Origin of the sequence: Staphylococcus sp. 11007852, from assembly GCF_011394325.1 — a bacterium.
Taxonomy (GTDB): domain Bacteria; phylum Bacillota; class Bacilli; order Staphylococcales; family Staphylococcaceae; genus Staphylococcus; species Staphylococcus agnetis.
Window position 1 is genome coordinate 34,867 of the sequence record NZ_JAANBJ010000030.1, and the last position, 21,580, is coordinate 56,446.

Below are 21,580 nucleotides of genomic sequence, written 5' to 3' on the forward strand. Positions count from 1 at the left end.
GTTTGTCATGCGTTTGCTTAGGGTAAAGCTATATCTGATCATATTATCCTATATTCTGGAAGGAGAAAGAATACCCATGGGAAGAGACTTTTCTTTAAAGAACACGCGTAATATCGGTATCATGGCCCACATCGATGCTGGTAAAACGACTACTACTGAACGTATTCTTTATTACACTGGACGTATCCATAAAATTGGTGAAACACATGAAGGTGCTTCACAAATGGACTGGATGGAGCAAGAGCAAGACCGTGGTATTACGATTACATCAGCTGCAACAACAGCTGCTTGGAATGGTCACCGTGTTAACATCATCGACACACCTGGACACGTAGACTTCACAGTAGAAGTTGAACGTTCATTACGTGTACTTGATGGTGCGGTAACTGTACTTGATGCGCAATCAGGTGTTGAACCTCAAACTGAAACAGTTTGGCGTCAAGCAACAACATACGGCGTTCCTCGTATCGTATTCGTAAACAAAATGGACAAAATGGGTGCGAACTTCGATTACGCTGTAAGCACTTTACATGACCGTTTACAAGCGAATGCAGCTCCAATCCAATTACCAATTGGTGCTGAAGATGAATTCCAAGCGATCATTGACTTAGTAACAATGAAATGCTTCAAATATAACAATGACTTAGGTACAGACATTGAGGAAACTGATATTCCTGAAGATATGCAAGAACGTGCTGAAGAAGCGCGTGAAGCATTAATCGAAGCTGTAGCTGAAACAAACGATGACTTAATGGAAAAATACTTAGGTGGAGAAGAAATCTCTGTAGATGAGCTTAAAGACGCTATCCGTCAAGCTACTACTGACGTTGAATTCTACCCAGTATTATGTGGTACTGCATTCAAGAACAAAGGTGTTCAATTAATGTTAGATGCCGTTATCGATTACTTACCATCACCACTTGATGTTAAGCCAATCGTTGGTCATCGTGCTGACAACCCTGAAGAAGAAGTTATCGCGAAAGCGGACGACAGTGCTGAATTCGCAGCATTAGCGTTTAAAGTTATGACTGACCCTTATGTTGGTAAATTAACATTCTTCCGTGTGTACTCAGGTACATTAACTTCAGGTTCTTATGTTAAAAACTCTACGAAAGGTAAACGTGAACGTGTAGGTCGTATCCTACAAATGCACGCGAACTCTCGTGAAGAAATCAGCTCTGTATATTCTGGTGATATCGCAGCTGCTGTAGGTCTTAAAGACACTGGTACAGGTGACACACTTTGTGGAGAGAAAAATGACATCATCTTAGAGTCAATGGAATTCCCAGAGCCAGTTATCCACTTATCAGTAGAACCTAAATCAAAAGCTGACCAAGATAAAATGACTCAAGCGCTTGTAAAACTTCAAGAAGAAGACCCAACATTCAAAGCGCATACAGATGAAGAAACTGGTCAAGTTATCATTGGTGGTATGGGTGAGCTTCACCTTGACATCATTGTTGACCGTATGAAGAAAGAATTTAACGTGGAAGCAAACGTTGGTGCGCCAATGGTATCTTACCGTGAAACGTTCAAATCAGCAGCTGCTGTTCAAGGTAAATTCTCTCGTCAATCTGGTGGTCGTGGTCAATACGGTGACGTTCACATCGAATTCACACCTAACGAAACAGGTGCTGGTTTCGAATTCGAAAACGCTATCGTTGGTGGTGTCGTTCCTCGTGAATACATTCCATCAGTTGAACAAGGTCTTAAAGACGCAATGGAAAACGGTGTCTTAGCTGGATATCCATTAATCGATGTGAAAGCAAAATTATTTGATGGTTCATACCACGATGTCGATTCATCTGAAATGGCCTTCAAAATTGCTGCATCATTAGCACTTAAAGAAGCTGCTAAAAAATGTAACCCAGTGATCTTAGAACCAATGATGAAAGTTACAATCGAAATGCCTGAAGAGTACATGGGTGACATCATGGGTGACGTTACAGCACGTCGTGGCCGTGTAGACGGTATGGAACCACGTGGTAACGCTCAAGTTGTTAACGCATACGTACCACTTTCAGAAATGTTCGGTTATGCAACGTCATTACGTTCTAACACGCAAGGTCGCGGTACGTACACAATGTACTTCGATCACTATGCAGAGGTTCCTAAATCAATCTCTGAAGAAATTATCAAAAAGAACAAAGGTGAATAATAGATTACCCAACCCGTCTATGAGATAATGACCCATGTGGCGTTATCAAGCCTTTACCTTCTTTTAAAATTGATTTTTTCAGTAAAATGATTTATAAAGGTAATAAAGATTATCTATCTCATGAAGGTGAGTAACTTTCATGAGAGATATTTAAAATATTAATTCTTAATTTGAAGAGGAGAGATTTCATAATGGCTAAAGAAAAATTCGATCGCTCAAAAGAACATGCCAATATTGGTACTATCGGTCACGTTGACCATGGTAAAACTACATTAACAGCTGCTATCGCTACAGTATTAGCGAAGCACGGTGACTCAGTTGCACAATCATACGACATGATTGACAACGCTCCAGAAGAAAAAGAACGTGGTATCACAATCAACACGTCTCACATTGAGTACCAAACTGAAAAACGTCACTATGCACACGTTGACTGCCCAGGTCACGCTGACTACGTTAAAAACATGATCACTGGTGCTGCTCAAATGGACGGCGGTATCTTAGTAGTATCTGCTGCTGACGGTCCAATGCCACAAACTCGTGAGCACATCCTTTTATCACGTAACGTTGGTGTACCAGCATTAGTTGTATTCTTAAACAAAGTTGACATGGTTGACGACGAAGAATTATTAGAATTAGTAGAAATGGAAGTTCGTGACTTATTATCTGAATACGACTTCCCAGGCGATGACATCCCTGTAATCGCTGGTTCAGCATTAAAAGCTTTAGAAGGCGACGCTGAATACGAAGGTAAAATCTTAGAATTAATGGAAGCTGTAGACAACTACATCCCAACTCCAGAACGTGATTCTGACAAACCATTCATGATGCCTGTTGAGGACGTATTCTCAATCACAGGTCGTGGTACAGTTGCAACTGGCCGTGTTGAACGTGGTCAAATCAAAGTTGGTGAAGAAGTTGAAATCATCGGTTTAACTGAAGAATCTTCTAAAACAACTGTTACAGGTGTAGAAATGTTCCGTAAGTTATTAGACTACGCTGAAGCTGGTGACAACATCGGTGCATTATTACGTGGTGTTGCTCGTGAAGACGTTCAACGTGGACAAGTATTAGCTGCTCCAGGTTCAATCACACCTCACACTAAATTTAAAGCGGAAGTTTACGTATTATCAAAAGACGAAGGTGGTCGTCACACTCCATTCTTCTCTAACTACCGCCCACAATTCTATTTCCGTACTACTGACGTAACTGGCGTTGTTCACTTACCAGAAGGTACTGAAATGGTTATGCCTGGCGATAACGTAGAAATGGACGTTGAGTTAATTTCTCCAATCGCTATCGAAGACGGTACACGTTTCTCTATCCGTGAAGGTGGACGTACTGTAGGATCAGGCGTTGTAACAGCTATCGAAAAATAATATCATTTATCTTTGAGATAGATAAAAAGAGTTGGCATCATGCCAACTCTTTTTTTGTGCATGCTAAGTTACTCTTTAAAGGTGATTCTTAATTAGGGATGCGATATGCTTACAAGCACATACGTTATCCAGTCAAATACTGTCTTCGATTATTTTATATTAACTATAATTTTTTAGTTATCTCGCGGTTAAAATAGATTTACAGTTTCGGATTAAAGCTTTGTGCGTCTAGGATAAGGTATTAATTAAAAAGTATATTAATTCATTATCATTTCCATTAAAATGACAAAATGTATTCATAAAGATTAAAAAACATCCAACATCGTTCATGAGCTCATGAATGATGTTGGATGTTTTTGGTGAATAGGGTTGCGATGTCCCATGTCTTTGTATCATTTATAATACGTTTTCAAGCTCTAGTATTTTCATAAATGTACTGACAGTGTACTTCATCGCAGATTCATCAATGTCAAAATGTGGGCTATGATGCGGCCATTCACTATTCTTCTCAGGGTTGCCACAACCTGTGAAGAAGAAAGCACCTGGACGTGCCTTTAAATAGTAGGAGAAATCTTCGCCTACCATCATTAAGTCAGCATCGTGATATCTAAAATTGAGCGTATTGGCTGCTTCTTTAACGATGTTTGCAGATGCTTCATGATTATATACAGGTAAATAGCCTTTAACGTAATCAAAATCGTATGTGATATCATTTGCTAATGCCAAACCTTGAAGCAGTTTATCCATTTTATGATAAATATGTTGTTGTACTTCTGGTTCAAACGTTCTGACGGTGCCTCTACATATGGCAGTATCTGGAATAACATTATCAGCTTCACCCGCTTGAATTTTGCCAAATGAGATGACAGCTTGTTTCACAGGATCAATGGTGCGTGAAACGATTTTTTGCGCACTTAATATAAATTCAGCGAGAATGACGACGGGATCAATCGTTTCATGCGGTTTTGCACCGTGTCCACCCTTACCATGGATCTTAATGTTAAATTCATCAGGTTGCGCCATCATTGGACCGGGTCTTGTGTGAATTGTACCCGTAGGATAGCCGCTCCATAAATGGTTGCCATATATTTTATCGACGCCCATTAATGCATTATCAGCAATCATCTCTTGTGCACCACCAGGCGTTACTTCCTCACCATATTGAAAGATGAGAACGACAGTACCTTTAAGTTTTTGTTGATGTTCATGTAAGAGTTCAGCGACAGTGAGTAACGTCGCTGTATGGCCATCATGTCCGCATGCGTGCATGACGCCCGGCACTTTAGAGCGATACGGTACATCTTTTAAATCCTCAATCGGTAGCGCATCAAAGTCAGCTCTTAAGGCAATGGTAGGGCCTTGTTTATTCCCGGAGATTTTGGCGATGATCCCATTTTGCCCAACATGGTCATTAATTTCAAAGTCGAGTTGTTCAAGACGCTGAACAATATAGGCGTGTGTATGTTTTTCAAAAAATGAAACTTCAGGGTATTGATGAAGATAACGACGCGTTTCTATCATTCGCGCTTCTTTTTCGCGTGCAAGTTGGAACCAATCCATCTGTGTCATCTCCTTTTTAAATCGTTATCTTTATATTATACACATGCTTTGAAGTTTGTACAAAATACGTTATTATTAAAGTGATTGAAAATTGAAAGGGGAATGAACATGGTTCAAAAGTTAAATGACTTTTTACAAGAAAACATTAACTACCTTAAAGACAATGGGTTGTATAATGAAATTGATTCAATTGAAGGGGCAAATGGTCCGGAAATTAAAATCAAAGGCAAATCATATATTAACCTATCATCAAACAACTACTTAGGATTGGCAACAAATGAAGATCTTAAAACAGCAGCAAAAAAGGCGATTGACTCTCACGGTGTAGGTGCTGGTGCAGTACGTACAATTAACGGTACTTTAGATTTACATGATGAACTCGAGCAAACATTAGCAAAATTTAAAGGTACTGAAGCTGCTATCGCTTATCAATCTGGTTTCAATTGTAATATGGCTGCGATTTCTGCAGTAATGAATAAAAGTGATGCGATTTTATCTGATGAATTGAACCATGCATCGATTATCGATGGGTGTCGTTTATCTAAAGCGAAAATCATTCGTGTTAAACACTCTGATATGGAGGACTTACGTGAAAAAGCGAAAGAAGCAGTTGAATCAGGCCAATATAATAAAGTGATGTACATTACTGATGGTGTTTTCAGTATGGATGGGGATGTTGCGAAACTCCCTGAAATTGTTGAAATCTGTGAGCCATTAGGTATTATGATTTATGTTGATGATGCGCACGGTTCTGGTGTCATGGGTAAAGGTGCTGGAACAGTGAAACACTTTGGTTTACAAGATAAAGTAGACTTCCAAATCGGTACTTTATCAAAAGCTATTGGTGTGGTAGGCGGTTATGTTGCTGGATCACAACAATTAATTGATTGGTTAAAAGCACAATCACGCCCATTCTTATTCTCTACATCATTAGCACCTGGAGATACAAAAGCAATTACTGAAGCGGTAAATAAATTAATGGCTTCTACAGAATTACACGATAAACTTTGGGATAACGCAAAATACCTTAAAGATGGTTTAGCAAAATTAGGTTTTGACATTGGTGATTCAGAAACACCAATTACGCCTGTTATCATTGGCGATGAAAAGAAAACGCAAGAATTTAGTAAGCGTTTAATGGACGAAGGTGTTTATGTAAAATCAATCGTCTTCCCAACAGTTCCACGTGGTACAGGTCGTGTGAGAAATATGCCTACTGCAGCACATACTAAAGACATGTTAGATCAAGCATTAGAAGTATATGAACGTGTAGGTAAAGAACTGAACGTCATTCAATAATCATCATTTTATAAGCAAAGTAATTCATGCAGAATTACTTTGCTTTTTGTTTTCTCAGGATGTACAAGTAAGCGCTTAAATGTTATAATGTCCCTGTAAACCAAGAAAATGACTGCAAGATATAGACGTATGTCCGTCTCAAAAAGACAAAAAGGGAGAATGAGTGTTTATGAAAAAAATATTTATTACAGGTGCTCTGGGCCAAATTGGTACAGAACTTGTCGCAAAATGTCGTGAAATTTATGGGAATGAGAATGTATTAGCAACAGATATTCGTGAGCCAGAAGCAGGCTCAATTGTTGCTGAGGGGCCATTTGAAATTTTAGACGTGACTGATGCTGACAAAATGGAACAATTAGTAGAGAAGTTCCAACCAGATACGATGATGCATATGGCTGCACTTTTATCAGCAACAGCGGAACAAAAACCACTTTTAGCGTGGCATTTGAATATGGGTGGCTTAGTGAATGCGCTTGAAGTCGCACGTAAGTATCACTTACAATTTTTTACACCAAGTTCTATAGGTGCATTTGGACCGAATACACCGAAAAAAAACACGCCACAAGTCACAATTCAACGTCCTAACACGATGTATGGGGTGAACAAAGTTTCAGGCGAATTGCTTTGCGATTATTACTTTACAAAATTTGGTGTTGATACACGTAGCGTTCGTTTCCCAGGTTTAATTTCTTACGTAAAAGAACCAGGTGGCGGTACGACAGACTATGCGGTTGATATTTATTTTAAAGCCGTACGCGAAGGTAAATACACAAGTTATATCGCAAAAGATACGTACATGGATATGATGTTTATGGACGATGCCATTGACGCCATTATTCAATTAATGGAGGCAGATAGCGGTAAATTAATTAACCGTAATGCCTATAACTTAAGCGCAATGAGTATTGAACCCGAAATGGTAAAAGAAGCGATTCAAGAACATATGCCTAACTTCACATTAGATTATGATGTTGATCCTGTACGTCAAGGTATTGCGGATAGCTGGCCTGATAGTATTGATACGAGCTGTGCACGTGGTGAATGGGGCTTTAATCCAAAATATGACCTTAAAGCAATGACATCACGTATGATTGAAGCCATTCAAGAAAAAGAAACGCATAAAGCTTAATTACACGTAGTACATCAATTTAAAATTTAAAGCGCAAAATCTCAATTTCATATAGAGCAAAGAGACATGTGACGGGCATGTCTCTTTTTATTTTCGTATCATTTTCATAACTTCGACAAAATTTGTATAATGGGATTCTGAGTGATGATAAAATCAACAGTTTCATCGCTTGAGTCTAAATTATGTAAGCGTTTTCTTGAAATCAGACTAATTCTAATTTTCGGAAAACTCATTGAATTGTCGTATGCACATTGATATAATGCATATATTACATTTAAATAGGAGGAATAATCATGTCAGACAAAATTCAATTTCAACAAAGAGAACAACTTAAAGAAAAGCCAGATCAATCCTCACTTACTTTTGGTAAAGTATTTACGGATTATATGCTTAGCTTTGAGTATTCTATTGACAAAGGGTGGCACGATTTAAAGATTATTCCTTATGGTCCAATCGAACTTTCACCGGCAGCACAATGTATCCATTATGGCCAATCAGTTTTTGAGGGCTTAAAAGCATACAAGCACGACGATGAGGTTGTTTTATTTAGACCTGAGGAAAACTTTAAACGTATTAATATGTCACTATCACGTTTAAAAATGCCTGAAGTGGACGAGGCATTATTACTCGAAGGTTTAAAACAATTAATTGATATCGAACGTGACTGGGTGCCAGAAGGGGAAGGTCAATCTTTATACATACGTCCATATGTTTTCGCGACGCAAGAAGGGCTTGGCGTGCATCCATCACATGAATATCGTTTATTAATTATTTTGTCTCCATCTGGGTCTTATTATGGTGGCGATTCCTTACGTCCAACGAAAATTTATGTTGAAGACGAGTATGTTCGTGCAGTTCGTGGTGGTGTTGGCTATGCGAAAGTCGCTGGTAACTATGCGGCAAGCTTACTTGCACAATCTAATGCGAATGCAGAAGGCTTTGACCAAGTATTATGGTTAGATGGCGTTGAACAAAAATACGTTGAAGAAGTTGGAAGTATGAACATCTTCTTCGTAATCGATGGGAAAGTAGTAACACCTGAATTAAACGGTAGTATTTTACCTGGTATTACACGTAAAACAGTTCTTGAACTCGCTAAATCATTAGGCTATGAAGTTGAAGAGCGTCGTGTGGCAATTGATGAACTTTATCAATATCACAAAGAAGGACGTCTTCAAGAAGTTTTTGGAACTGGAACAGCAGCAGTCATTTCTCCAGTAGGTGAATTACTATTTAAAGATGAAAAAATAGTCATCAACGACAACCAAACAGGACCAATCACTCAAAAATTGTATGATCACTATACAGGTATTCAAAGCGGTAAGTTAGAAGATCCATATGGTTGGAGAGTCGTTGTACCGAAATATTAATATTGATGAACATATAAGCTAGAAACCTCATTTACGTAGGTTTCTAGCTTTTATAATTTATGTGATAACAATGCTAAATAGTCGTCTTCATCATATACGGCAATCCCGTTTTGTCTTAAAAGTGCCGTACATACGCCGACACCCTGTTTTTTAGTGCTATTAAAGGCACCACTGTAAATTTGTTTGGACCCGCATGAAGGGCTATCTGATTTTAAAATGACTGCCTTACATGCCATGGCTTTACATTGTTCTAAAGTTTTTTGAGCACCATTTAAATACATTGCCGTCACATCATTGCCATCACTATCCATCACTCGGGCATGATGATTTAATACATCATAGCCATCACCACCGACAATCTCTGCAGGGTTTCTCGGGATAGGAAGGCCACCTAATATCTCAGGACAAACGGCGCGAGCATGCCCGGCTTCTATTAACTTTAGCAGTGCAGGTTGTAATTTGTTTTTACCATCATAGCGTACATTTTCTCCGACAAGACAACTACTGATTAAAATCATTGTTATCCCCCTTATATACATCTCAACGACATACATCAAAAACAAACAATTTATTGTTAATATTATTATATAATATGAGTGCATTCATGTAAGTAATAATTTTATTAGAATGGGCGCATAGCGTACCAATCAAAACGTTTGAGTGGTCGTTAAATTGACGTCCATGTAGTTATTGTGGCGTTTAACAATGGTCTTAAGACGATTAACCTTGTAGTAATAATTGAAAACCTTTCACTAAGTTGTAAATTGCTATTGAAATAGCGATGAATAAGCAAATGAATGTACATCCTAATAGAATATTGGAGAACATAATTTGATGATTATACGGTTTTTCTAATATGACTTGTGAAAAATAAAAGCCTGTCATACCTAAAAAATAAAATATTACGCCTCCTAAATGATTCAATAAAGCAATCTTGGCATGATGAGAAGTAGGTCGATCTGAAAAAATCCATATAAGAATGGGTAATACAAACGGTGCGAAGAAAATGCTCCAATAACTAATACAGGATAGCAATTTGCTACTTTTAGTTTCCATATGATTCACCTCCTCAAACACATTAAATCACAACTATGATAATAATTAAATAGCAAACAACATATCTTACAATACTGTAAGTTTCAAGTATTATATTGAAAGAAATATGTAAGATTGAAGCGGTTATTCACGTCAAATTGACTACTAAAAGCATACAGCAACAACAATTTACAATTAATTACTATTATCATAAAATATAAAGATATTAAGAATATAAAGTGAAGAAAAAGATATCCCAAGACATGATATGCAAATCGGTTATACACATTTGGCATTATCTATTTCTGAAAAAGATTTTGAAGATTGGTATTATTGGTTAAAAGTAAACAAAGTGAATATTTTAAAAGGGAGAAATAGAGATATTAAGGAGAAAAATTCTATTTATTTCACGGATCCAGATGGTTATTTATTAGAACTTCATACAGGAACACTGATGGATAGAATTAATTATTATAATCATTTAGACAATGATACTAAATGTTTTGAGTAATAAAATATAGTCTCTTTATATTAATAACTATCAAGCTATTCACTGTAATGATATGCTTCATAGAGTGGCATACCTATATACATAAAGCGATTTTTAATTAACAACATCTTTAGAATGAAATATCTCATGTGTAATGGAGGTGACAAAATGCCAAACGCGATATGGTTAATGTTTGATAAGGATGGTACATTAATTCAATTTGATCAAAGTTGGATTAAAATTGGTATTCAACTCGTTGAAAATGTGTGTGCGCATTTTCATATTAAAGCGTTAGATGACGTGAAAAAAGAACTAGGTATCGTAAATGATGGCTTTTCACCAGGAAGCATTATGGCTTCAGGTACGTTAGAGGAAATGGTGACCGTGTTTAATCAATATACAGATCAAGATACGACGTCATACACGACACAAAGAAGCCAAGCGCTCATTCATGCACGTGAACCCGAGGTCATATTATTTGAAGGGGTGGTCTCTATGCTCCATACGCTAAAATCACAAGGATATCACCTCGGTATTTTGACGAGTGACAATCGTACAGGTATGGCGCACTTTTTTGAGAAAACACAACTGCAATCGTTATTTGACATCGTTATTTCTACCAATGGTGATCATTACGAAAAGCCAGACCCACGTATTTTAGAGCCGTTATGGGAGCGAGGGATAAAAGGTCGCGACATGATAATGATAGTAGATACCGATAATGATATGAAAACAGGGCGAAATGCACATGCACTATTTAACGTCGGTGTGCGGACAGGATTAGGAAATCAAGCTACCTTTGCTGATGCGGATATTATTTTAAATGAAGTTACAGAACTTCCGAGTATATTAAAAACAACCCATTGAATGCGTTATAGCTTCAATGGGTTGCGTAATTATTGACGTTGGTCAACTTGACGGTGTGTTTGAATAATATGTCCAACTTTTTCAAGTACAGCATCTATGGAATTAGGATCGTCATATAAATCATATTCATTGATATTGACACGTACGACAGGACATGCATTAAATTGATTAATCCACCTATCATAACGTGCAAATAACTTTTTCCAATATTCTGGATCTGTATTCATTTCCATTTCGCGCCCACGCGCATGAATGCGATTAATGACACTTTTATAATCTGATTCAAGATAAATTAAAACATCAGGTTTAGGAAAATAAGGTGTCATCACCATCGCATTAAATAAATTTGAATAGGTTTCAAAGTCTTCAGGTGTCATTGTCCCTTGTTCTTCATGCATTTTAGCGAAGATATCGACATCTTCATAAATAGAACGGTCTTGGATAAAACCACCGCCATATTCAAACATACGCTTTTGTTCTTTAAAACGTTCTGCTAAAAAGTAAATTTGTAGATGGAAACTCCAACGCGTGAAATCCTCATAAAATTTATCTAAATAAGGATTATGATCGACGTTTTCAAATGACGTTCTAAAATTTAATTTGTCAGCAATTGCTTGGGTTAATGATGATTTTCCTACACCGACTGTACCAGCAATCGTGATGACCGCATTTGAGGGTATACCAAAGTTATTCAAATGTTTTTCCTCCAATTAATTCATTAATTTGATTTAAAATTGTGTCATAATCTGGACTGTTTTTAACAAAGTCCAGATGAGTGGTATCGATACGTATTACGTGATGACCATTTGCTTTTAATGACTCATAATAAGCCAAATAATCCGCTTTTAATTTTAATAAATAGTCATCTTCAATATGTATTTCAAAATCACGATTTCTAATTTTGATCCGCTCTTTTAAACGGAACAATTCGGCGTCTAAAAAGACGATATAATCTGGCATTCTTAAATCTTCAGTTAATATATCATAAATTCGAGAAAACTTATCAAATTCTATAGGTGATAAGGTATTTCGTGCGAAAATTTTATTTTTATAAATATGATAATCACTTACAATACCTTGATGCATCGTACCTAAATCTTGATAATCTTTATATCGATTACATAAGAAAAACATTTCTGTTTGGAAACTCCATTTAGAAATATCTTCATAAAAATCGGATAGAAATGGGTTTTCACCTACAATTTCTTTTGCCTCATAAAAATGATAAGATTGACTCAACTTATGTGCTAGCGAAGATTTGCCAACACCAATCGGGCCTTCAATTGCTATAAAAGGTTTATCCATATTTTTTATCTCCATTTTTTATTTTATCAGTATTACAAATTTTATCACATGTTGGGGTGTTTCTGTATGAGAAGTCATGAATTTTATATGTCAGTCGCGATTGAAGCAGCGAGAGCGGCTGAAAAGTTGGGGGAAGTGCCTATAGGGGCAGTCGTTGTTAAAGATGATGAAATTATTGCGACAGCCTATAATTTAAGAGAAACGTCACAACTTCCAATGGCGCATGCGGAACATTTAGCCATTGAGCGTGCCGCAAAAAAACTAGGAACTTGGCGCCTTGAAGGCTGTACGCTATATGTCACACTTGAACCGTGTGTCATGTGTTCTGGAACGATTGTTATGAGCCGTATTGATACCGTAGTCTACGGTGCGAAAGACCCTAAGGGTGGGTGCAGTGGCAGTTTAATGAACCTTATACAAGATTCACGAATGAACCATCGCGTTAATCTTATTACAGGTGTATTAGAATATTCATGTGGAGAATTATTAAAACAGTTTTTTAAACGTCTACGTGAAAATAAGAAGCGCACAAACAAATTAAAATACAATCCACCGAAAGTTTGATAAAATGAATGGCGTACGAAGCGGTTCATTAAAGGTGAATACGTTATTAATCATTTCATATGTAATATGTGATGCTAATGGATACATGTATATAACAAATTTAATGTGAAATGATTTGGCATAGAGTGAGGTAAACATATGATTAAATTAATTGCGACAGATATGGACGGTACATTACTTAATGCGGGGCATGAAGTTTCAGAAGAGAATGTGAAAGCCATTCAATATGCACAATCATTAGGGATTACAGTGGTAATAGCAACAGGACGTGCGTTTTATGAAGCGCATGACCCGATTCAGCCCACGGGTTTGAAGGTACCGTATATTTGTTTAAATGGTGCCGAAGTACGAGACGAATGTTTCGACATCGTGCATACATCAAACTTAAACCATGAATTATACCAACGTATACGTAATGTGTTGGATGAAGAAAATATTTTTTATCAAGTGTATACAAATTTAGGCATTTATACTGAGGATCCTGAACGTGACTTGGCGATATATCTTGATATTGCGAAACAAATGGGGCAAATACCTAACGTAGAAAAGATACGTGCACATATTCAGCATCGTATCGAAGTGGGGTCTTTAAAAGTCGTAGATAATTACGATAAAGTCGAAGATATTCCAGGTGAGCTTATTATGAAAGTATTAGCGCACGATGTTGATTTAGATAAAATTAATCGTGCAAAAGAACGGTTGGCCAAAAGTGGCAACCTCGCTGTATCTTCATCAGCAAGAGGAAATATCGAAATTACACATATTGATGCGCAAAAAGGATTAGCAGTGCGCACCATTGCGGAACAACTCGGTATTGAAATGAAAGATGTCATGGCGGTGGGAGATAATTTAAATGATAAATCAATGTTGGAAGTAGTGGGTCATCCTGTTGCGATGGCAAATGCGCTTCCGGAATTAAAAGACATCGCGTCATTTGTGACGGATACTAATGAAAATAGTGGTGTCGCGAAAGCGATTTATCACATTATCGATGAGACAAAGAAATAGGGAGTGACAGTTCAATTATGAAAGGATTAATTATTGTAGGAAGTGCGTCACCCAATTCGCATACACGCGCACTTGCTCAATTTCTAAAAGGACAAATTGAAGCACATCATCATGAAGTTGAAATTTTTGATTTAGCTGAACGTCCTTTGCATATGTTAGATTTTTCAGGACAAAATCCAGTACCAGAGGCGTATCAACGTAATGCAGAACAATTAAAATCTTTAGCAATGGAAGCAGATTTTCTTATACTCGGTACACCAAACTATCATGGTTCTTATTCAGGAAGTTTAAAAAATGCGCTAGATTACTTGAATATGGATTACTTCAAAATGAAACCAGTTGGATTAGTGAATAATAGCGGAGGTATCGTAAGTGCGGAACCATTGTCGCACTTAAGACTCATCGTACGTTCATTACTGGGTATTGCTGTACCTACACAAATTGCAACACATGATTCGGATTACGACAAATTAGAAGATGGCACGTTATATCTATCTAATGAAGAATTTCAACTACGTGCGAAATTATTTATTGATCAAATTTTATCGTTTGCGAAAAATAGTCCATATGAACATTTAAAATAAAAAATCACCTTCAATATTTATAAAATGACGCAAATTGAAAGTGATATCATGATATTCACAGTAATAAAAAAGGGGTGAGCACGATTTTAAGTGACTCACCCTTTCTTTTATTTTCGATATTTTAACTTAGCAAAGGCATCATGTTGGTGAATGGATTCTTCATTTCGGCATTCGATATCAAATCCCTCCAACCAATCGAGTTCAACTAAGTCAGCTGCGATGAGACGAATTAAATCTTCAACAAAACGCGGATTTTCATATGCACGCTCTGTTACACGTTTTTCATCTGGACGCTTTAATATAGGGTAGAGCATGGAACTCGCATTTGCTTCCATCGCATCTAGAATAATCTCTTTATAGTCATCTGATAATTTGGCAGTTTTATTCATATAAGCTTTCACCGTAATAATGCCACGTTGGTTGTGCGCAGAATATTCACTGATTTCTTTAGAACACGGACATAACGTTGTCACAGCCGCTTCTATTGTTAATTCTTTACGTGTTATTTCATCTCCACGTACCGCCAAGCCATAAGTGACATCAGCGTGCCCAACCGCTTTTATGTCAGTGACAGGACTTTTACGTTCAAAGAACCATTTTCCTGAAACATCGACGCCTGCACTATGTTGTTTCATATGCGATTTTAAACGGTTCAACAACTGTGTTAATGTATCGAATTCAAGTCGAATCCCATTATCATATTCAGCCTCAACCGCTTCTAAAATTCGGCTCATATTGATGCCTTTTTCATCTTTATTTAAACTTGTAGAAAAACTAAAGTTGCCTGCTGTTTGAAATTGATCAATCCATACAGGATAAACTAAGTTTTTAATACCTACTTCTTCTATTTCAAACAAAAAGTTTTTATGTGTACTTTGAAGATCGGTCATTTCAGCTTTCGTTGTTGGTTTTGTACCTTGGATAGGGTCTACAGAACCAAAATGTTTCCAACGACCTTCTCTGGTTGATAAATCAAATTCAGTCATGTTACTTCCTCCACTATATTTGCTCAGGATTAAGACACATCATTTTTGGCTTAATCCTTCAATTCGAATGTTTTGGATTTAATCAAAATGATACGTCCAAAATGTTTCGGTAGTTAAAAATGCGGCCACATCACTCGGCACGCCTGAAGCACGTCCTTGAGGATTTGCCAGTTGTTCTAAAAACGGCCCTGTTTGTGATTGATGTGCTTCAAAAGCTTTTAATTTTTGTTCTTTATACTCAGAAATGTCATTGACGATATCCGGTTCGCCCAATGCATCTACAGCGTCATTACTAAATGCAACGAGTTGCAATTTCGGTCGTTCTGTTTCAGGGAGACGTTGAACAGTCCGAACAACAGCTTCTGCAGTCGCTTCATGATCAGGATGAACGGCATAACCTGGATAAAATGAAATGATTGTAGAAGGATTCGTGTCATCGATAAGTCCTTGTATCATTGCATCCATTTCATCATGAGGCTCAAACTCAACTGTTTTATCACGTAAGCCCATTTTGCGCAAATGCGTGATACCAATAACGTTGGCCGCTTCTTCAAGTTCGCGCTCACGAATATGCGGTAATGATTCACGCGTGGCTACAGGAGGGTTGCCTAAGTTGCGTCCCATTTGCCCTAATGTTAAACATGCATAAGTGACAGGGACGCCCTCATCAACAAAGCGTGCAAGGGTACCTGCAGATGAAAATGTTTCATCATCAGGATGTGGAAATATCACTAAAATATGTCGTTCCATAGCCATTATGCATCCCTCCTAAATTTCAAACGCTTGTCGACTAATTTCAAGTGCAGCCGCAAGTTGTCCTTCATAATTAAATCCCGCTATCAACAAAGCATCATTGTCAGCGACTTCATAATGCGTCAGTCCTTGAACATACACCCAGCCATGATTGTCCAATTTAAGGCCAATACGGTAAGGCTCTTTGCCGCCGCCTTTTAATTGTGCGTGTTGATAATTGACTTGAATATTGCGTAAAAATGTCCCTGCATTGAAAACACGTTGATCGAAATGGTTGGCATAGGCACCATTAGTCGTTTCAACGTGCAAATAGACAGGTTGATTTGCATATTGATTTAATAAAGCTTGAAGCTTGTCTTCATGAATAGGTTGCAAAGCGTTCACTGCCTCCCTGATATGATTATCTTTCTATTTTACTAAAAAATGTGTCAAATTTGTATATGTCTGCTCATTTTATATTGCAAAATTCATAAAGTATTTGAGCCTATCGCTGTTTGCGCTTAGCAACTAATGTCTCATAACTTTGTGAAAAGTGATGTAAACGGGATGTGTCTTGAAGTAAATGATAGCTTACCAAATCAATAATAAAATGTGTGGCTAATTGTGAATTGATAAAATAATGATCGTGGGTAAATTGATGATCCGCTGTCAAAATAATATGGTCGCACACGTTTTCTAATGCGGCGGTTTTATAATGTGACAATGCTAAAATTTTAGCGCCTGCTTTTTGAGCCTGACTTAAACTATCTAATATTTCAGCTGTTGCGCCACTATTGGTAAGGGCAACGACGGTGGTTTGTTCATCACACATTTGTTCAATTACTGCCATTAAGTGTGCATCTGTGATCGCCATCGCATTAAAGCCCATGCGGATGGTACGAAAATAAAATTCTTGGGCACTTAACCCAGAACTACCAATACCAATAAATATGATTTTTTGACTATGTTGAATCGCTTCTACGAGTGCCAACAAGTCAGATTGAATAATAAATTCACCTGTATGATTCAAAATAGACATATAATGTTGATGCATAATTTGAATGGCAGGCTCGTTTTCGATGACATCTTGATGAAATTCATGTTGAATCGCAAAACGTAACGATTGAAAACTATCATAATCTAACTTATGCGCAAAGCGACTCACACTTGAAGAAGACACACCAATATCACGTGCAAAAGATTGTATATTCCCAATATCCGTAGCACAGTCTAATTTTAAAATTGCTGCTGCGATGATACGTTCAGATTTCGTAAAATGAGGATAAAAATGTTGAATACGATTTTCAAGTTTCATCTTATCGCGCTCCTTTTATTCAGTATAATTGAAAATTTTTTTCAAAACAATATAACATATTGACAGTTTATTTCACGGTGCTATATTGAACTTAGAAGCATAAGGGAGAAAGGGGTTTGGGGTATCATGAAAAAAGCGTTTGAAAAGGCACAACAGTTCGGTAAGTCTTTTATGTTGCCAATTGCTATTTTACCAGCAGCAGGTTTGTTACTTGGTATTGGGGGTGCTTTAAGTAATCCGAACACAATTAAAGCCTATCCCATCTTAGATGTTCAATTTTTACAGCACATATTTGTTTTAATGAGTTCAGCGGGTAGTATTGTCTTTCAAAATTTACCCGTTATTTTTGCGGTAGGTGTTGCAATTGGATTAGCTAAAAGTGACAAAGGTACAGCTGGGTTGGCTGCTTTATTAGGCTTTTTAATTATGAATGCAACGATGAATGCTTTATTAACTATCAATGATCATCTTGCGGTAACTGAAGAACTTGCCAAAAAGGGACAAGGTATGGTTCTAGGCATACAAACTGTGGAAACAGGTGTGTTTGGAGGAATCATCATTGGTATCATGACTGCGTTTTTACATAATAAATATAATAAAGTCACGCTACCACAGTTTTTAGGATTTTTTGGAGGTTCGAGATTTATACCTATTATCACATCGTTTAGTGCTATATTTGTGGGTGTCTTAATGTACTTTATATGGCCATTTATTCAAGACCTTATCTTTGGTGCAGGTGGAATTGTGAATAAAACAGGTGTAATAGGGACATTCTTTTACGGGTTTATTTTAAGAATGTTAGGACCTTTTGGTTTGCATCATATTTTTTATCTTCCATTTTGGCAAACAGCTTTAGGGGGTTCGCTCGAAGTAAAGGGACATCTTGTGCAAGGCACGCAAAACATCTTTTTTGCACAATTAGGTGATCCGAATGTACACCAATATTATGAAGGTGTATCTAGATTTATGTCTGGTCGTTTTATCACTATGATGTTTGGTTTGTTAGGTGCAACGCTGGCGATTTACCACACGTCGAAGCCCGAAAATAAAAAGTTGTGGGTGGATTAATGTTGTCAGCGGCGCTAACGTCATTCCTGACAGGGATTACTGAACCATTAGAATTTAGTTTTTTATTTGTTGCACCGTTATTATATGTGATCCATGCGTTATTAGATGGTTTGGCATTTATGATGGCAGATATTTTTAACATTACAATTGGTCAAACGTTTAGTGGTGGATTTATAGATTATATATTATTTGGTGTTTTACAAGGAAATGAAAAGACAAATTTCTTATATGTGATACCTATAGGCATCGTGTGGTTTTGCTTGTATTATTTCATATTTAAATTACTCATTATTAAAATGAATTTTAAAACGCCTGGCCGCGAAGACGAGCAAATGAATGTTTCTGTCGGTAAAAGTGAAAGAGCGCAAACCATTATAGAAGCTTTAGGAGGTAAAGCCAACATCAATGTGGTGGATTGTTGTGCAACGCGTTTGAGGGTTACACTGTATGATAGTGGAAAATTAAACGAAACCCAATTAAAAATGACCGAGGCGAAAGGGGTTATTAAACAAGGTAATGGCGTTCAGATTGTGTATGGACCGCATGTGACAAGTATTAAGAATGAAATTGAAGAACAGTTATAAATAAAGGAGCGACGTATATGTTACCTCAAGGATTAATTGTATCTTGCCAAGCTTTACCTGATGAGCCACTGCACTCATCGTTTATTATGAGTAAAATGGCGCTAGCAGCTAAAGAAGGTGGTGCTGTAGGGATACGAGCGAATACGAAAGCAGATATTTTAGCGATTAAACAAGAAGTAGATTTACCTGTCATTGGTATTGTTAAAAGAGATTATGAAGGGTCTAGCGTGTTTATCACAGCGACACGTAAGGAAATTGATGAATTAATAGAAAGTGGTTGTGAAGTGATCGCAATGGATGCAACGTTACGCGAACGACCGGCAGAAGATTTAGAAACATTAGTGGCATATGTGCGTCAACAAGCGCCGCATATTGAATTGATGGCAGATATCGCTACGGTTGAAGAAGCGCAACATGCAGAAAATTTAGGATTTGATTACATTGGCACAACATTACATGGTTATACTGAACAAACACAAGGACAGGTGCTCTATGCCAATGATTTTCAATTTTTAGATGAGATTTTAAAACATGTCAATCAAAAAGTGATTGCTGAAGGGAATGTCATGACACCGGAAATGCTAAAGATTGTTACGGATAAAGGTGTTTATGCGTCTGTTGTTGGGGGAGCAATCACGCGCCCGCGCGATATCACGAAACGTTTTGTAAATGCATTACACGGAGGATGATTCAAATGAAAGTAACAAATCTCGGTACGAAAGATCGTGTGTCATGTTATGTTGCGACTGAATTGTATCAGTTTATGTTGCACCAACCACATGCACGTCTCGGTTTAGCGACAGGGGGAACGATGGTCGATATGTATGGTCATTTAGTAGCTTTATTAAATAAAAATAATCTCGATGTCTCACATATCCATACTTTCAATCTCGATGAATATGTAGGCTTACATGCAACACATCCAGAAAGCTACAATTACTATATGCACCAAATCTTGTTTGATCATTATCCAAAATTTACAGAAGCGTTTTTGCACATTCCAAATGGAGATGTTGATGACGTTAATAAAGAAGCCATGCGATATGAGACGATTTTAGATAAAGAAGGACCCATTGATATTCAAATTTTAGGTATCGGACAAAATGGTCATATCGGTTTTAATGAACCTGGGACACCGTTTGACACAGAAACACATTGCGTCAATTTAACTGAAAGTACAATAGAAGCGAATAGTCGTTATTTTGAAAATAAGCGTGATGTACCACGTCAGGCCATTTCGATGGGACTTCAATCAATCATGAAAGCAAAACGCATCATTTTAATCGCACTGGGTCCGCATAAAAAAGCGGCAATGACACGCTTGATGACAGGTGAAGTGACGCCAGATTTACCAGCTTCTATTTTGCATCGCCACCCCAATGTGGAGGTTTTTGTTGATGATGAAGCAATGCCGAACTTATAAGCGCATCGTTTGAAACTCCTATTTCTAGGGTATATCCTGAAAATGTAGTTCGTAAAGATAAAAATATGGAGGATTGATTCTAGACATGGAATTACAATTAGCGATTGATTTATTAAATAAAGAAGATGCGGCTGAATTAGCAAAAAAAGTCACAGATTATGTAGATATTGTAGAAATCGGTACGCCGATTGTGATCAATGAAGGCCTCCCAGCAGTCCAACATTTAAAAGATAATGTTGAAGATAGAGATGTTAAAGTATTAGCAGATTTAAAAATTATGGATGCTGCGGATTACGAAGTGAGTCAAGCCATCAAATTTGGTGCGGACGTTGTAACGATTTTAGGTGTTGCAGAAGATGAATCGATTAAAAATGCGATTGCGGAAGCACACAAACATGGAAAACAATTACTTGTGGATTTAATTGCAGTTCAAGATTTAGAAAAACGTGCAAAAGAAATAGATGCAATGGGTGCAGACTATATTGCTGTGCATACAGGTTATGATTTACAAGCGCAAGGCCAATCACCACTTGAAAGTTTGCGTAAAGTGAAATCAGCAATCAGTCAATCCAAAGTTGCTGTTGCAGGTGGTATTAAGCCTGACACAATTAAAGAAGTTGTCGCTGAAAATCCGGATTTAATCATTGTTGGTGGGGGTATCGCAAATGCAGATGACCCTGCTGAAGCCGCTAAACAATGTCGTGAAATCATGGATGGTCAATAA

At 37.3% G+C, this 21,580-nt stretch carries 21 protein-coding genes and 2 pseudogenes; 14 read left to right on the top strand and 9 right to left on the bottom strand.

Going from position 1 to position 21,580, the window contains the following annotated elements; genetic code table 11:
- Window positions 1-76 precede the first annotated feature (76 nt).
- Both fusA and tuf read left to right on the top strand, forming a co-directional pair.
- Complete coding sequence (gene fusA, locus G8Y85_RS09380) at window positions 77-2,158, top strand: elongation factor G (RefSeq protein WP_060552331.1); 2,082 nt, start codon at window positions 77-79, stop codon at window positions 2,156-2,158.
- A gap of 191 nt (window positions 2,159-2,349) precedes the next feature.
- The gene (gene tuf / locus G8Y85_RS09385; RefSeq protein ID WP_037566322.1) at window positions 2,350-3,537 is read left to right on the top strand and encodes an elongation factor Tu; all 1,188 of its coding nucleotides are present in this window, start codon (window positions 2,350-2,352) and stop codon (window positions 3,535-3,537) included.
- Window positions 3,538-3,933: 396 nt separating this feature from the next.
- Here tuf and G8Y85_RS09390 read toward each other — a convergent pair whose 3' ends face one another.
- Window positions 3,934-5,106: a M20 family metallopeptidase gene (locus tag G8Y85_RS09390; RefSeq protein WP_165805066.1), complete on the bottom strand. Its 1,173-nt coding sequence runs from the start codon at window positions 5,104-5,106 to the stop codon at window positions 3,934-3,936.
- Between the two features lie 99 nt (window positions 5,107-5,205).
- On the opposite strand from G8Y85_RS09390, the gene G8Y85_RS09395 reads away from it, so the two are divergent.
- The 3 genes from G8Y85_RS09395 (at window position 5,206) to G8Y85_RS09405 (ending at window position 8,895) form a co-directional block, all read left to right on the top strand.
- On the top strand, window positions 5,206-6,396 hold the full coding sequence (locus tag G8Y85_RS09395; protein WP_165805746.1) for a glycine C-acetyltransferase: 1,191 nt from the start codon (window positions 5,206-5,208) through the stop codon (window positions 6,394-6,396).
- Between the two features lie 169 nt (window positions 6,397-6,565).
- Window positions 6,566-7,525 (top strand): L-threonine 3-dehydrogenase, encoded by a 960-nt coding sequence (locus G8Y85_RS09400; protein WP_060552333.1) that lies wholly within the window; start codon window positions 6,566-6,568, stop codon window positions 7,523-7,525.
- 293 nt (window positions 7,526-7,818) lie between these two features.
- Window positions 7,819-8,895: a branched-chain amino acid aminotransferase gene (locus G8Y85_RS09405; protein WP_107371394.1), complete on the top strand. Its 1,077-nt coding sequence runs from the start codon at window positions 7,819-7,821 to the stop codon at window positions 8,893-8,895.
- A gap of 50 nt (window positions 8,896-8,945) precedes the next feature.
- Here G8Y85_RS09405 and G8Y85_RS09410 read toward each other — a convergent pair whose 3' ends face one another.
- Complete coding sequence (locus G8Y85_RS09410) at window positions 8,946-9,413, bottom strand: 2-thiouracil desulfurase family protein (RefSeq protein WP_107401149.1); 468 nt, start codon at window positions 9,411-9,413, stop codon at window positions 8,946-8,948.
- Between the two features lie 202 nt (window positions 9,414-9,615).
- On the bottom strand, window positions 9,616-9,951 hold the full coding sequence (locus G8Y85_RS09415) for a hypothetical protein (RefSeq protein WP_107371392.1): 336 nt from the start codon (window positions 9,949-9,951) through the stop codon (window positions 9,616-9,618).
- A gap of 217 nt (window positions 9,952-10,168) precedes the next feature.
- On the opposite strand from G8Y85_RS09415, the pseudogene G8Y85_RS09420 reads away from it, so the two are divergent.
- Both G8Y85_RS09420 and G8Y85_RS09425 read left to right on the top strand, forming a co-directional pair.
- Window positions 10,169-10,441, top strand: a pseudogene (locus G8Y85_RS09420) (VOC family protein); the annotation flags it as partial.
- A 147-nt stretch (window positions 10,442-10,588) separates the two neighbouring features.
- Window positions 10,589-11,287 (top strand): HAD family hydrolase, encoded by a 699-nt coding sequence (locus tag G8Y85_RS09425; protein WP_165805747.1) that lies wholly within the window; start codon window positions 10,589-10,591, stop codon window positions 11,285-11,287.
- Window positions 11,288-11,316: 29 nt separating this feature from the next.
- Here G8Y85_RS09425 and G8Y85_RS09430 read toward each other — a convergent pair whose 3' ends face one another.
- Together G8Y85_RS09430 and G8Y85_RS09435 are read right to left on the bottom strand one after the other, a co-directional pair.
- Window positions 11,317-11,982, bottom strand: coding sequence for a deoxynucleoside kinase (locus G8Y85_RS09430; RefSeq protein ID WP_107371174.1), 666 nt, complete (start codon window positions 11,980-11,982; stop codon window positions 11,317-11,319).
- Complete coding sequence (locus G8Y85_RS09435) at window positions 11,975-12,592, bottom strand: deoxynucleoside kinase (protein ID WP_107371173.1); 618 nt, start codon at window positions 12,590-12,592, stop codon at window positions 11,975-11,977. Before G8Y85_RS09435 ends, G8Y85_RS09430 begins: the two co-directional genes overlap by 8 nt.
- A 66-nt stretch (window positions 12,593-12,658) precedes the next feature.
- Here G8Y85_RS09435 and tadA point away from each other — a divergent pair, with 66 nt between their 5' ends.
- From tadA to G8Y85_RS09450, 3 genes are all read left to right on the top strand, one after another.
- Window positions 12,659-13,156, top strand: coding sequence for a tRNA adenosine(34) deaminase TadA (tadA, locus tag G8Y85_RS09440; RefSeq protein ID WP_107371172.1), 498 nt, complete (start codon window positions 12,659-12,661; stop codon window positions 13,154-13,156).
- A gap of 138 nt (window positions 13,157-13,294) precedes the next feature.
- On the top strand, window positions 13,295-14,164 hold the full coding sequence (locus tag G8Y85_RS09445; RefSeq protein ID WP_165805748.1) for a Cof-type HAD-IIB family hydrolase: 870 nt from the start codon (window positions 13,295-13,297) through the stop codon (window positions 14,162-14,164).
- A gap of 17 nt (window positions 14,165-14,181) precedes the next feature.
- Window positions 14,182-14,748, top strand: coding sequence for an NADPH-dependent FMN reductase (locus G8Y85_RS09450; protein ID WP_060552342.1), 567 nt, complete (start codon window positions 14,182-14,184; stop codon window positions 14,746-14,748).
- Window positions 14,749-14,855: 107 nt separating this feature from the next.
- On the opposite strand, the gene folE2 is transcribed toward G8Y85_RS09450, so the two are convergent.
- The 4 genes from folE2 to G8Y85_RS09470 form a co-directional block, all read right to left on the bottom strand.
- Window positions 14,856-15,734 carry a GTP cyclohydrolase FolE2 gene (gene folE2, locus G8Y85_RS09455; RefSeq protein WP_107368310.1) on the bottom strand — a complete coding sequence of 293 codons (879 nt, stop codon included), beginning with the start codon at window positions 15,732-15,734 and terminating at the stop codon, window positions 14,856-14,858.
- Window positions 15,735-15,812: 78 nt separating this feature from the next.
- Window positions 15,813-16,490 carry a bacillithiol biosynthesis deacetylase BshB2 gene (gene bshB2 / locus G8Y85_RS09460; protein ID WP_107368309.1) on the bottom strand — a complete coding sequence of 226 codons (678 nt, stop codon included), beginning with the start codon at window positions 16,488-16,490 and terminating at the stop codon, window positions 15,813-15,815.
- Window positions 16,491-16,502: 12 nt separating this feature from the next.
- Window positions 16,503-16,862 (bottom strand): YojF family protein, encoded by a 360-nt coding sequence (locus tag G8Y85_RS09465; RefSeq protein ID WP_037566337.1) that lies wholly within the window; start codon window positions 16,860-16,862, stop codon window positions 16,503-16,505.
- A gap of 109 nt (window positions 16,863-16,971) precedes the next feature.
- Window positions 16,972-17,781, bottom strand: coding sequence for a MurR/RpiR family transcriptional regulator (locus G8Y85_RS09470; RefSeq protein WP_165805749.1), 810 nt, complete (start codon window positions 17,779-17,781; stop codon window positions 16,972-16,974).
- 126 nt (window positions 17,782-17,907) lie between these two features.
- On the opposite strand from G8Y85_RS09470, the pseudogene G8Y85_RS09475 reads away from it, so the two are divergent.
- From G8Y85_RS09475 to hxlA, 4 genes and pseudogenes are all read left to right on the top strand, one after another.
- A pseudogene (locus G8Y85_RS09475) lies at window positions 17,908-19,433 on the top strand (PTS transporter subunit EIIC).
- 17 nt (window positions 19,434-19,450) lie between these two features.
- On the top strand, window positions 19,451-20,122 hold the full coding sequence (locus G8Y85_RS09480) for an N-acetylmannosamine-6-phosphate 2-epimerase (protein WP_060552347.1): 672 nt from the start codon (window positions 19,451-19,453) through the stop codon (window positions 20,120-20,122).
- A gap of 5 nt (window positions 20,123-20,127) precedes the next feature.
- Window positions 20,128-20,856, top strand: a complete 729-nt coding sequence (gene nagB, locus G8Y85_RS09485; protein ID WP_060552348.1) for a glucosamine-6-phosphate deaminase — start codon at window positions 20,128-20,130, stop codon at window positions 20,854-20,856.
- Between the two features lie 85 nt (window positions 20,857-20,941).
- On the top strand, window positions 20,942-21,580 hold the full coding sequence (hxlA, locus tag G8Y85_RS09490) for a 3-hexulose-6-phosphate synthase (RefSeq protein WP_037566341.1): 639 nt from the start codon (window positions 20,942-20,944) through the stop codon (window positions 21,578-21,580).